Annotated in this window: 8 protein-coding genes; 6 read left to right on the top strand and 2 right to left on the bottom strand. The window is 70.4% G+C overall.

What is annotated here, in order from left to right:
• Positions 1 to 285 precede the first annotated feature (285 nt).
• Positions 286 to 1,263, bottom strand: coding sequence for a hydroxyacid dehydrogenase (locus G6045_RS33790; RefSeq protein WP_165336009.1), 978 nt, complete (start codon positions 1,261 to 1,263; stop codon positions 286 to 288).
• 340 nt (positions 1,264 to 1,603) lie between these two features.
• Between G6045_RS33790 and G6045_RS33785 the strand changes: the two genes are divergently transcribed.
• The 6 genes from G6045_RS33785 to G6045_RS33760 all read left to right on the top strand — a co-directional run bounded on the left by G6045_RS33785 (position 1,604) and on the right by G6045_RS33760 (position 10,892).
• Complete coding sequence (locus tag G6045_RS33785) at positions 1,604 to 2,458, top strand: ABC transporter permease (protein WP_165336007.1); 855 nt, start codon at positions 1,604 to 1,606, stop codon at positions 2,456 to 2,458.
• 32 nt (positions 2,459 to 2,490) lie between these two features.
• A complete protein-coding gene (locus G6045_RS33780; RefSeq protein WP_165336008.1) occupies positions 2,491 to 3,354 on the top strand; it encodes a carbohydrate ABC transporter permease in 864 nt (287 codons plus the stop codon).
• An 87-nt stretch (positions 3,355 to 3,441) separates the two neighbouring features.
• Positions 3,442 to 5,103 carry a type 2 periplasmic-binding domain-containing protein gene (locus G6045_RS33775; RefSeq protein WP_165336006.1) on the top strand — a complete coding sequence of 554 codons (1,662 nt, stop codon included), beginning with the start codon at positions 3,442 to 3,444 and terminating at the stop codon, positions 5,101 to 5,103.
• Positions 5,104 to 5,167: 64 nt separating this feature from the next.
• Complete coding sequence (locus tag G6045_RS33770; RefSeq protein WP_328707998.1) at positions 5,168 to 6,232, top strand: LacI family DNA-binding transcriptional regulator; 1,065 nt, start codon at positions 5,168 to 5,170, stop codon at positions 6,230 to 6,232.
• A gap of 196 nt (positions 6,233 to 6,428) precedes the next feature.
• On the top strand, positions 6,429 to 8,867 hold the full coding sequence (locus G6045_RS33765) for a polysaccharide lyase 8 family protein (RefSeq protein WP_165336004.1): 2,439 nt from the start codon (positions 6,429 to 6,431) through the stop codon (positions 8,865 to 8,867).
• 147 nt (positions 8,868 to 9,014) lie between these two features.
• Positions 9,015 to 10,892 carry a DUF2264 domain-containing protein gene (locus G6045_RS33760; RefSeq protein WP_165336003.1) on the top strand — a complete coding sequence of 626 codons (1,878 nt, stop codon included), beginning with the start codon at positions 9,015 to 9,017 and terminating at the stop codon, positions 10,890 to 10,892.
• A 101-nt stretch (positions 10,893 to 10,993) separates the two neighbouring features.
• Here G6045_RS33760 and G6045_RS33755 read toward each other — a convergent pair.
• A partial coding sequence (locus tag G6045_RS33755; RefSeq protein ID WP_165336002.1) for an outer membrane protein assembly factor BamB family protein occupies positions 10,994 to 12,734 on the bottom strand: 1,741 nt, incomplete at its 5' end.

The following is a 12,734-nucleotide window of genomic DNA, read 5'->3' as shown; positions in this document are numbered from 1 at the left end:
AGTATCGGAGCCCCCCAGCCCCTCATCTCCCGGAAGCTACACGGTTGTTCGACATTACGCGCCCCCTACCGGCCAGAAGCACCTCGGAATACCGGAATCCCTGCTATTCGGGACTGAAGGGCGGTACGCGGACGAGGAATGCTGCCCGCGTACGACGCCGAAATCCCCGGGAATCGTCCGCATCTCCGGGATACCGGATACCGGATACGGAATGCGGGGCGGCCCCACCCCCTCCGTGGGGCCGCCCCGCCGCTCTCGGTTGCGCCGGCCGTCCAGCCGGCTCGGTCACGCCAGCCGCCCCAGCTCCTCCTGGGTGACGAGCCCGCGCAGCGGCTCGCCCCGGGAGTAGCGCTCCAGCTCCGCCACCACGTGCTCGCCCAGGCGCCGCAGCTCGCTGCCCTGGACGCCCGCGATATGCGGGGTGAGCAGCACGTTCGGCAGGTCGTAGAAGGGGTGGCCGTGCGGCGGCGGCTCCGGGTCCGTCACGTCGAGGAAGGCGTTCAGGCGGCCGCTCACGCACTCGCGGGTCAGCGCATCGGTGTCCACGAGGGAGCCGCGGGCGGTGTTGATCAGTGTGGAGTTGTCGGCCATCAGGGCCAGGCGGCGGGCGTCCAACAGGTGCCGGGTCTCGGGCAGTTCGGGCGCGTGCACGCTGACGATGCTGGACTCGCGGCACAGGGTGTCCAGGTCGGCGGGTTCGGCGCCCATCTCCCGCGCGGCGGCGTCGTCGACGTACGGGTCGTGCAGCAGGATCCGGTGGCCGCGGCCCGAAGCAACCAGGCCCTCGATCACCCCGCGGCCGATCCGGGAGGCGCCGATGATGCCGATGGTCCGGCCGTCCACGCCTTCGCGTTCGGAGTGCGGCGGGAACGCGGTCCGGTAGGCGCGGGCGGCGGGCAGCGCCTGCTTTCCGGCGAGGACGATCGCGGCGAGGGTGAAGTCCACGACCGGTGTGGCATTGGCGTCGGCGGCCGAGGACACGAGCAGGCCCCGGTCCCAGACGGCCGGTGCGGCGATCCGTTTCACCGATCCGGCCGCGTGCAGGACGACTTGGAGCCGTGGCGCACCCGCAAGGACGTCCGCGGTCAGCGGCGGACAGCCCCAGCAGGTCACCAACACCTGGGCCTGCGCGAGCACTTCACGTGCCGCCGCGGTCGTGAGGTCACCGGCCAGCGGAACTCCGTCGCCGGCCAGGTCGGCGAGCCGGCCCATCCGATCCCGGAGGTCCGGCGGCAGCACCATGCCCGCTTCCTCGGCGGTCATGGCGAGCGCCACCGTGAGTCTGTCTGCCACTCGGACCTCCACTCGAGTAACCATTCAAGTAACCGTTTTCTACTAGGAGTCGCAGGCTAGAGACCCAGCACAGGAGCGGTCAAGGAAGCGGCAGGGTCAGAAGTATTGACCGGTCGATGTAACCGCTTTAGATTCCGGGCACCTTGAACAGCCGACGAAGGGGTGGCCCGTGGCCACGGTGTCTCAAAATGCCACGCGTACCGAGGCGGTGAAGCCGTCCAACGCAGGGACCAAGCAGGGCATACCGCCCAAGCGGCCCTTGAGTGAACGGTGGAAACGTTTTCAGCGCGACCGCACACTGGTCCTCCTGATGGTCCCCGGAATCGCCTACTTCCTGGTGTTCCACTACGGGGCGCTCTTCGGCAACGTCATCGCGTTCAAGGAGTACATCCCGTTCGAAGGCCTGTGGGTCAGCCCCTGGGTCGGCTTCGACAACTTCGAGCGGATGTTCGCGGACGCCGACTTCTGGCACTCGGTGACCAACACCCTGGTCATCGCGCTGCTCCAACTGGCCTTCTTCTTCCCCGTACCGCTGGCGCTCGCGCTGCTCCTGCACAGCCTCACCTCGGACCTGCTGCGGCGCTTCGTGCAGTCCGTGGTGTATCTGCCGCACTTCCTGTCCTGGGTGATCGTGGTCGCTCTGTTCCAGCAAGTCCTCGGCGGTACGGGCCTGTTGAACGGCGTGCTCGGCGACGCGGGCCTGCACACCGTGCACATCATCGGCAACCCGGACGCGTTCCAGCCGCTGGTCGTCGCGCAGGTGATCTGGAAGGACGGCGGCTGGGGCACGATCATCTTCCTCGCCGCCCTGATGCAGGTGAACGAGGAGCTCTACGAGTCCGCCGCGCTCGACGGCGCGGGACCCTGGCGCCGCTTCTGGCACGTCACGCTGCCCCAGATCCGGCCCATCATCATCCTGCTCCTGCTGCTCCGGATCGGTGACATCCTCTCCGTCGGCTTCGAGCAGATGCTGCTCCAGCGCGATGCGTACGGGCCCGAGGCCGCCGAGATCATCGACACCTTCGTCTACTACCAGGGCCTGCTCCAGGGCGACTTCGGCTATGCGGCGGCGGCCGGCCTGTTCAAGGGCGTCATCGGCGCCGTGCTCGTCTACACCGCGAACAAGGTCGCCCACCGCCTCGGCGAACAGGGGATCTACAAGTGACTCACACCAAGAACGCCGTACGCCCGGCCTGGATGGAGAAGCCGCGGCCGCTCACCAGCGCCGCGAAGGGCCTCGCCCTCACCGTCGTGATCCTCCTGGTCACCGTGCCCTTCCTCGTCGTCGTCTCGACCTCCTTCGCCTCCAACCACGAGGTCGTCGCCAACGGCGGCTACGTGCTGTGGCCCAGCGACCCGACTCTTCGGGCGTACGAGGCCATCTTCTCCGGCGGTGTGGTCGGCCGCGCCCTGTGGATCTCCGTCGCGCTCACCGCCGTCGGCACGGCGTTCAGCATGCTGTGCAGCGTGCTCCTCGCGTACGCGCTGGCCAGGCCCCGGGTGTACGGGGGCAAGCCGGTGCTGCTCCTGGTGCTGTTCACGTTCCTGTTCCCGCCCGGCATGATCCCCGGCTATCTGGTGGTCAAAGAGCTCGGGATGCTGGACAGTTACGCCTCGCTGATCGCCCCGGTCCTGATCAACGTCTTCAACCTCATCGTCCTGCGCGGCTTCTTCCAGGGCATCCCCGAAGAGCTCTTCGAGGCGGCCCGCCTCGACGGCGCCAGCGACTGGAAGATCCTCTGGATCGTCGTGGTCCCGCTGTCGAAGGCCGTGCTCGCGGTCGTCGGACTCTTCTACGCGGTGACGTACTGGAACTCGTGGTTCCACGCCTCGATCTACATGGAGTCCGAGCACTGGCCGCTCCAGCAGGTGCTGCGCACGTACGTGCTCGGCGGCGCCCAGCTCGCCGACAGCGGCGCGGCGGAGGCGGCCAATGTCGCGGCGCCGCAGACCACGCAGATGGCCGTCCTGGTGACCGCCACCGTCCCGATCCTCCTGGTCTACCCGTTCCTGCAGAAGTACTTCACCAAGGGCGTGCTCACCGGCGCCATCAAGAGCTGACCCGAGCCGAGCCCCGTCAGCTCACCGCACGTCGTCCGGGCCGGGAAGGCCCGAGCCCACCTCCCTTGCCATGAAAGGCAGACACGCATGTCCGCTTCCGCCCCGTCCCCCGGTTTCTCCCGGCGCACGCTGCTGCGCGCCATAGGCGCCGGCAGCGCCGTGATCGCCGCCCCCGCCCTGCTCACCGCGTGCAGCGGCGACGGCGGCGACACCTCCGTCGGCAACAAGGGCACCAAGCTGGCGCCGTGGCCCACGTACACCCCCATCACCAAGGGCCCCGAGCCCGATCTGCCGGGCAGCACGGAGGGTGTGCAGGACGGCTTCCTCAACTACCCGTCGGACACGTACCAGGCCACCGATGACAAGCCGGGCGACGGCTCAGAAGTCCATGTCATGGCGGTCACCTACGGCACCGCGCCCTCGCCGTACGAGAACAACAAGTTCTGGCAGGCGGTGCAGGGGGCGCTCGGCGTCAAGATCAAGTTCAGTGCCGTCCCGGTCGCCGACTTCCCGAAGAAGATCGCCACGGTGATGGCGGGCGACGACCTGCCCGACATCCTGGACATCGGCGGTATCGCGAGCTTCCCGCGCGAGGCGGAGTTCGTGAAGAAGAAGATGGCCGACCTGAGCGAGTTCCTCTCGGGCGACGCGGCCAAGGACTACCCGCACCTGGCGAACATCCCCACGTATGCCTGGGAGGGCATGGGCCGCATCTCCGGGAGGATCTACGGCGTCCCGGTGGCGCGGCCGGCCTTCGGCGACACCCTCTTCATCAACGCCGACATGTACAAGGCGGCCGGCTACCAGGACGGCGGCTCGGCGGACAACTTCATCCAGTCGGCGATCAAGGCCTCCAATGCCAAGCACTTCGCGCTGGGTGCCTACACCGGCTCGAACCCGTTCGGCCACCGCACGCACGCCATCCAGCACGGCACCCCGAACCTGTGGGAGTACAAGGACGGCACGTTCGCCGACATGTACGGGCACGAGGGCTTCAAGGAGACCCTCGACTTCCTGGTGCGGCTGCACAAGGGCAAGACCTTCCACCCCGACTCCACCTCGCTGTCCGTGCCCGACCTCAAGGCGCAGTACTTCAACGGAACGGTCGGCGGTGTGGTCGACGGCTTCATGGCCCTTCAGGCCAACCTCCGTGATTCCAAGGGCGCCTTCGAGGTCGCCGCCGCCATGCCGTACGACGCGGGCGCCGGTCAGCACGCCATGCGCAACCGCGGCTGCTTCGGCTACTCGGTCCTCAAGAAGGCACCGAAGAAGCGCATCCAGATGCTGCTCCGCGTGATGGACTTCCTGGCCTCGCCGTTCGGCAGCAAGGAGTTCGAGCTGCTCGAGTACGGCGTGGAGGGCACCCACTTCAAGCGGGACAAGGACAACAACCCGATCCTCACCGAGCTGGGCATCACCGAGACGCAGGCCCTGCCCTTCGGCCGTATCTGCGACGCACCGCCGGTCCTCTACCTGCCGGGCTTCGCGGAAGCCGCCAAGGCCAACCACGCCTGGCAGCAGAAGACCGTCCCGCTCCTGAAGCGCAACGACCAGTGGGGCCTTCAGTCCGCGACCTTCACCAGCAAGGGCGCCTCGCTCGACCAGATCGTCGCGGACGGCGTCACCGCCATCGTCACCGGCCGCCAGAAGGTGTCCGACTGGGACGCGATCTACAGCAAGTGGCAGCAGTCCGGCGGCAGGAAGGCCGCCGAGGAGTTCGCCGAGGAGCGCTCGGCACTCGACAAGTAGGGTTATGCCACAACGGCCGGGGGCGATCGAGCAGGTGCCCCCGGCCCGTAGACCAGGAGGCCCGGTGACGCAGAAAGTCACCATCAAGGACGTCGCCGCACAGGCGGGCGTCTCCGTCGCGACCGTCTCCCGGGTGCTCGCGGGCACCTACCCGACCTCGGCGCACGCGCGCACCAAGGTGATGCGCGCGGTCAATGAGCTCGACTACGTACCGAACGCCCACGCCCGCGGCCTCGCGGGCAACGGCCGCAAGACCGTGGCCGTCCTGATCCAGGCGGTGCACGCCCCGTTCTACGGTGCGATCGCGCACGGTGTGGAGGCCGAGGCGGCGGCATGCGGGCGCCTGTCCCTGGTGTGCCAGACGGGCGGCGACCCGGACCGCGAACTGGCGCTCGTGCAGATGATGCGCGAGCAGCGCGCGGAGACCGTGGTGCTCGCGGGCGGTGTCGTCGAGGACGACGCGTACCGGGAGAGGATCGCGCGTTACGCACAGGGACTCGAGGCGGCGGGTTCGCGTCTGGTGCTGTGCGGACGGCCGGTGCCGTCCGCGGATCTGCCGGCGCTGATCGTCGAGTACGACAACGAGGCCGGGGCCCGCGCCGTGACCAGCCATCTTCTGGCGGCGGGGCACCGCGACATCGCGTACATCGGGCACATCCCGGGGTTGTCCACGAGCGAGCAGCGGCTGGCCGGATTCCGTGCCGGTCTCGCCGACTTCGGTATCGCTCCCGAGCGGGCCCGGATCATCGAATGCGACGGTCTGGAGCTGGAGTACGGCCTCGCGGCGGCGCACCGGATCCTCGCCGCGTGCGGCGGGAAGCCGGACTTCACGGCGGTGTTCGCGGCCGACGACTGGGTGGCCACGGGCGTCATCCGGGCGCTGCACGACTACGGGCTCGACGTGCCGGGCGATGTGTCGGTGGTCGGCTACAACGACGAACGGCACTCGGCCCATCTCGACCCGCCCCTGACCACCGTGCACATCCCCGGCGAGGAACTCGGGCGCACCGCCGTACGGATGGCGCTGCGCGACGAGGCGCTGGGCACGGCGGGGGCGCGGCGGCAGGAGAAGCAGGTGCTCGGCACCCACATCGTGGTGCGGAAGTCGGTGGCGCGGGTCGGGAGTTGACCCGGACGCCAGCAGGGCGGCTGCGGGCAGGGTGACGGGTGCCGTTGTCCGTCGCCCTGCCCGCAGGGTCCTGTAACCGGTTACGCGGATCCGCGCATGCTCCCCGAACTCCCCTTGCTCACACCCTTGCCAGCCGTAGCAAGCGGTTACATGCTATGCGGCACCGCACGCGTCGACCGAGTCCCGGGAGTCCCGTATGCCCCAGCCCTCTCACATAAGCCGCCGCAGAGTCCTTGGCGCCACCGGCGTCGCCGGCCTCCTCGTCTCCGCGTCGGCGGCGGGGCTCATCTCCGCGCCGCAGGCAGCGGCGGCAGCGGCCGACGGCACGGAGGCCGGCGTGAGCGCCGACGCGTTCGACACCCTGCTCCAGCGCGCCGAAGAGCTGGTCACCGGCGGCTCGTTCAACGCCGCCGACCCGGACTTCGCCGCCGCGGTGGACCGCCTCGACACCACCGCCGCCGAGCTGTGGTCGACGATGGACCGCTCCGCCGGGCGCACCTTCCTGTGGCCGGACATGGCGCCCGTCACCAACCCCGATATGTTCGGCCAGAGTTACCCGCGCCTGGCCACGCTCGCCGCCGCCTGGAAGGTCCCCGGCACCTCGCTGAGCGGTCGCGAGGACGTGGCCCAGGCGGTCGTCGCCGGCCTGCGCTTCCTGCACGACCGCGCCTTCAACCCGACCGCCACCCGCACCGGCAACTGGTGGTTCTGGGAGATCGGCGCCCCGCGCGGCCTGCTGGACACCTGCGTCCTGATGCGCGCGAAGCTGCCCGCCGCCGACCTCTCCGCCTATCTCGCCACGGTCGCCAAGTGGTGCCCGAACCCCGACCGCCGCGTCTCCTACGTCGCCGTCGAGACCGGTGCGAACCGCTCCGACAAGTCCGTGATCGTGGCCCTGCACGGTCTGCTCGCCCGTGACGCGGCCAAGGTCGCCCAGGGCCGCGACGGCCTCTCGGACGTGGCCGGCTCCGGCGCCAACAGCCTTTTCACGTACGTGACTTCGGGCGACGGCTTCTACGCGGACGGCTCGTTCATCCAGCACAACTACGTGGCCTACACGGGCGCGTACGGCCAGGTCATGCTCTCCGGACTCGCGTACATCCTCGCGCTGCTCGCGGGCTCCGCGTGGGCGGTCACCGATCCGGACGTGGCCGTCATCCATGACGCGGTGGAACGTTCCTTCTCACCCTTCGTCTTCGAGGGTCTGATGATGGACTCGCAGTCAGGCCGCTCCGTCTCGCGCTGGAAGACACCCGACTCCGACAAGGGCGCCCGGATCGTCTCCGGGGTCCTGCTGCTCGCGCAGAGCGCGCCCGCCGCGTACGCCTCGCGCTGGCGCGCGCTTGCCAAGGGCTGGATCCAGCGCAACAAGCTCACCCCGTATCTGGCCGGTGCGAGCATCCCGCAGGTCGCCCGCGCCAGAGCGGTGCTCGACAACACCGCGATCGTCCCCACGGCTCCCCTCACCGGAGCCTTCGCGTACGCCGGCATGGACCGGATGGTGCACCGGCGCCCGACGTGGGCGCTGAGCCTCGGCATGTCGTCGGCGCGCGTCTCGGCGTACGAGTGCGGCAACTTCGAGAACAAGCACGGCTGGTACCAGGGCGACGGCGTCACGTACCTCTACACCGCGGGCGATCTCGGCCAGTTCGGGGACTCGTTCTGGGCGACGGTCGACCCGTACCGGCTGCCGGGCACCACCGTCGACACCCGTACGCGCGCCAAGATCGGTGACGCGGCCGGCACCAAGACCTTCCAGCCCGCCAACGCCACCGCGGGCGGCGCGGCCCTCGGCAAGCGCTTCGGGGCGGCCGCGATGGACCTGGCCGCCGACGGCTGCACGCTGCGGGCGAAGAAGGTCTGGTTCACGCTCGACAACGCGGTGATCGCGCTCGGCGCGGGCATCACCTCCACCGACGGCCGGGCGATCGAGACGATCGTGGAGAACCGCAACCTCCACACCGCGGGAACGAACCGCCTCACGGTCGACGGTTCGGCCCAGCCGACCACCCAGGGCTGGACGAAGACGTTCACGGCGAGCCGCTGGGCACATCTGGAGGGCACGGGCGGGTACGTCTTCCCGAACAGCGTGGCGGTACGGGCGCTGCGCGCCGAACGCACCGGGACCTGGGCGGCGATCAACACCGGCGCGGACACCGGCGGTACGGACGACCCGGTCACGCGGCGCTATCTGACGCTCTGGCTCGACCACGGCAGCTCTCCGTCCAACGCCTCGTACGCGTACGCGCTCCTGCCCGGCGCCACCGCCGCCGCGACCGCCGACTGGGCGGCCTCGCAGCCGGTGCGGATCGTCGCCAACACCGCGGTGGTGCAGGCGGTCGAGGCCCGCGCCGACGGTCTGCTCGCCGCGCACTTCTGGGCCGCGGGCAACGCGGACGGACTGACCTGCTCGGCACCCGCCACCGTCCTTGTGCGCAAGCACGCGGGCGGCGTCTCGGTGGCGGTCGCGGACACCTCGCGCACGCAGGAGACGGTACGGATCGAGCTGCCGTACGCGGCGACGCGAGTGGTCTCCGCCGACGCCACGGTGACGGTCACGCCTGGCGGCCGGGCGGTGGTGACGGTGCGGACCGGCGGGTCCCGCGGCCGCACGCACGTGGCAGAACTGGCCTGATCCCGTGGGCCGCACGGCCCGCCTCACGACCAGCCCGGACCGGCCTGACACCGGCCGGTCCGGGCTGCACCGCACGACGTGCGGGCCGCACCCCGGCCCGCACGGCACAACGGAACGACTGAACGACCGAACGACCGAAGGAGCACGATGACCGAGCAGACGCCACCGGACGACCTGGGCACCCGTGCGGGCTGGGAGGCCCTCGCGGACCAACTCCTGGGCGCGGTGGAGCCGTTCGCGTCCCCCGGCTTCGGCCAGTACCGGCTGCCGGGCCGCGCCAGCCAGTCGGGGCAGGAGTCCGACGGCCTGGAGGGCTACGCCCGCACCTTCCTGCTCGCGGCCTTCCGTATCGCGGGCGCCCGCGGCGAAGTCGACCAGCGTCTGATCGACCGGTACGCGGCGGGACTTGCCGCCGGTACGGATCCGGCGAGCGGCCCCGGCGAGGCGTGGCTGCCCGTCACGGACCGGAAGCAGCCGATGGTCGAGGCCGCCTCGATCGCCCTCGGTCTGCACGAGACCCGGCCGTGGCTGTGGGACAGGCTCGACGACAAGGTGCGCGCGCACGTGGTCGACTGGCTCGGCGGCTTCATCGGCGCCGAGCCGCACGACAACAACTGGCTGCTCTTCCAGGTCGTCGCCGAACAGTTCCTCGCCTCGGTCGGCGCACCGCACTCCCAGGCCGACATCGACCGCGGCCTCGACCGGATCGAGGACTGGTACCGCGGCGACGGCTGGTACACCGACGGCGACGGACGGCACTTCGACCACTACAACGGCTGGGCGATGCACCTGTATCCGCTGCTCTGGGCGCGGATCGCGGGGGCGTCCGCGGACGCGGGCCGGGTCGCCACGTACCGGGAACGGCTGCGCCAATTCCTCGGCACATACGCGCACTTCATCGGCGGTGACGGGGCGCCCATGCACCAGGGGCGTTCCCTCGTCTACCGGTGGGCGGCCGCGGCGCCGCTGTGGATGGGCGAGCTGGCGGACTGCACACCGCTGTCCCCCGGTGTGACCCGCCGGGCCGCCTCCGGGATGCTGCGGCATTTCACCGCGCACGGGGTGCCGGACGAGCGGGGCCTTCTCACGCTCGGCTGGCACCGCCCCTTCCTTCCGATGGCCCAGAACTACTCGGGCCCCGCCTCTCCTTACTGGGCGAGCAAGGGCTTCGTAGGACTGCTGCTTCCGCCGGAGCACCCGGCGTGGACGGCGCCCGAGGAGCAACTGCCGGTGGAGAAGGGGGACTTCTCGCTCGCGCTGCCGCAGCCCGGCTGGCTGCTGCACGGCACCCGCGCCGACGGCGTCGTACGCCTGGTCAATCACGGCACCGACCACCAGCCCCGCGACCCAGACGAACCGCCGACGGCGGACCCGCACTACGCCAAGTTCGGCTACAGCACCGCGACCGCGCCCGAGACGGGCGAGGCGGCCTGGCGGCGGGGTGTGGACGGGCACCTCGCGCTGCTGCCGGCGGGCGCGGATCCGGCCGAGGCGGCGGGCGAGCCACGGCGGCGCATCCACCTGGTCGAGGTGGCTCCGGGCCGCGCCTCGTCCTGGCACGAGGCGCGGGTGGCCGGCGACCCCGAAGCGTACGGAATCGCCACGACCTCGCTGGTGCACGGGCGTTACGAGGTCCGCGTGCACCGCGTCTTCGCCCCCGTGGGCGTCACGGTCCGCGAGGGCGGCTACGCGGTCGCGGGCGAGACGGTCACCGCGGAGACCGGGCCGGGCTGGGCCGTGGCCCGCGGCGCCCGGGTGGCTTCGGCGGTCGTGGCGCTGCACGGCTGGGACGAGGGGGCCGGCGTCGTCCACACGACGGACGCGAACGCCCTGGGCCCGCGCTCGGCCACCCCGTACCTCCTGCGCCGCGACCATCCCGGCGGCCGGACCGTACACGTCACGCTGATCGTCCTGTCCGGCGAACCCCTGGACGCCACCTGGCTCCACACCCACACCACGGTCACCATCACCTCCGAGGACGAGGTGACGGTCCGCCTCCCGGACGGCACGGAGCTGAACGGATAGGCGCCGGGAACTCGCGTCAGGGACCTGCCGCCACACACGGCACTGCGCCGGAACACCCCTGAAAGGCAGGGCTGTTCCGGCGCAGGCGGGTACGGCTGTAACTACTTCGCGCCGAGGCCGACGACCAGGTAGTTCTTGTCGTCCGACGACAGCGGCTTGCTGGCGAAGACGTCCGAGATGAACAGCCGCCCGTTCGCATAGCGGTACTCCGCATGCGAGGTGGAGAAGCTGGTCTCCGCGTCGCGGACCGCCTCGTCGGACGGGTTCTCCAGGAACACCGTCTGCTCGAAGGTCTTCCCGTCGATGCTGACGATCTGCCCGCCCTTGTCGTACGGCGGAACCTTGTACGCGATGATGTTGCCGCCGTCCATGCGCAGCGGGAACATCGAGTACTTGTCGCCGGCGTCGGCCTTCTGGCCGCCTTCCTTACCGGTCGCCAGGTTGTACGAGATGATCTCGTTGGTCATGCCGTACTCGCCGCCGCCCTCGTGCTCGCGGGTGGCGAGGTAGAGGTGGTCGTTGCCGACCGCCATGTGGGAGCAGGGCTCCACGTTGGTGGCGTCGCAGTCGCTGTCCATCTTCTCCGGGTCCACCGCGATCTTGCTGCGCAGCTTGCCCGTCTTGGCGTCGATGGAGAAGTAGTCCGTCGGGCCCTTGGACTCATTGGTGGAGTCCACCGCGACGACCAGCGGGTCGGTGGACGGGATGTGCGCCCACTGGATGCCGGAGGGCAGCGTGTACTCGGAGATCGGCTTGCCCGCGTCGTCCAGCGGCTGCACCTTGCGCGGCGCCTTGTCGAAGTCGCTGCCGCAGCGGCTGATCGCGACCAGCGTCTTGCCGCCGCCGTAGCCCTGGTCGACGCACTTGTCGCCGGCGCGCGGCTCCCACTTGATGCCGCCGGTCTTCAGGTCCCAGGCCGCGCCACCGCTGGTGCTGCCCGCGGCGACCAGGTTGCCGCCGACGGTCACCTGGCTGAAGTTGATCGCCTGGTCACCGGCCTTGGCCTGCTCCTGCCAGAGCTTCTTGCCGTTGTCGATGTCGATCGCGGCCACCTCGGTGCAGCCCGGGTACGGGTCTTCCTTGGTGGGCTTGGCGTTGTGGAAGTTGACGGCGGTGATGCCGTCCGCGCTGACGTGCTCGGAGGCGCTGCAGACCTCGCCGTCGAGCGGGATCGTCCAGAGCTTCTCGCCGCTGTCCGGGTTGTAGCCGACGATCTCGTAGACGCCGACCTTGGCGTAGGTCTTCTCGGTCAGCCAGGAGCCCTTGACGGTGATGGCGTCGTCGCCCTTCACCTCGGGCGCGGGCACGTTGAAGAGGACGGCGCCCTTGGTGCTGGCCGGCTTCTTCTCCTTGCCGGTGCCGCCGCCCTTGTTCTCCTCGCCGCCACCGCCCTTGCCGCCGTCGGTCTGGCCCTGCTTGGACTCGTCCTTCTTGCCGCCCTCGTCGTCGCCGGAGGCGAGGAAGACGCCGGCGCCGATGATCAGGGCGACGGCCACCACGGCCGCGATGATGATCATCATCTGCGTGTTGAGCTTCTTGCCGCCACCGCCGCCGGGCGCGCCCATCGGCGCGGTGCCCGGCTGCTGGTAACTCCCGTACGGCTGCTGCTGATACGTGCCGTACGGCTGCTGCTGCTGTGTCCCGTACGGCTGCTGCTGGCCCGCCGCCTGCTGGCCGTACCCGATCTGCTGGCCGGGTGTCGGGGTCGGGTAGACCTGGCCCGGCGCGGGGGTGCCGTATCCGGGCTGTGCGGGCTGGCCCGGCGCCTGCGGGTAGCCGTAACCGGGCTGGCCGGGCGGCGGGGTGCTCGGCGGCCCGGCCGGAGGCGGCGGGGTCGCGGGC

Origin of the sequence: Streptomyces mesophilus (assembly GCF_011044995.1) — a bacterium.
In the GTDB taxonomy this organism is placed as follows: Bacteria; Actinomycetota; Actinomycetes; order Streptomycetales; family Streptomycetaceae; genus Streptomyces; species Streptomyces mesophilus.
Note: the sequence above shows the minus strand (reverse complement) of the source record. Positions and strands in the feature narration are given on the sequence as shown.

Coding starts and splice junctions, on each gene's coding strand:
- G6045_RS33790 (WP_165336009.1), bottom strand. CDS start 1,263: ATGACCGCCGAGGAAGCGGGCATGGTGCTGCCGCCGGACCTCCGGGAT.
- G6045_RS33785 (WP_165336007.1), top strand. CDS start 1,604: ATGGTCCCCGGAATCGCCTACTTCCTGGTGTTCCACTACGGGGCGCTC.
- G6045_RS33780 (WP_165336008.1), top strand. CDS start 2,491: ATGGAGAAGCCGCGGCCGCTCACCAGCGCCGCGAAGGGCCTCGCCCTC.
- G6045_RS33775 (WP_165336006.1), top strand. CDS start 3,442: ATGTCCGCTTCCGCCCCGTCCCCCGGTTTCTCCCGGCGCACGCTGCTG.
- G6045_RS33765 (WP_165336004.1), top strand. CDS start 6,429: ATGCCCCAGCCCTCTCACATAAGCCGCCGCAGAGTCCTTGGCGCCACC.
- G6045_RS33760 (WP_165336003.1), top strand. CDS start 9,015: ATGACCGAGCAGACGCCACCGGACGACCTGGGCACCCGTGCGGGCTGG.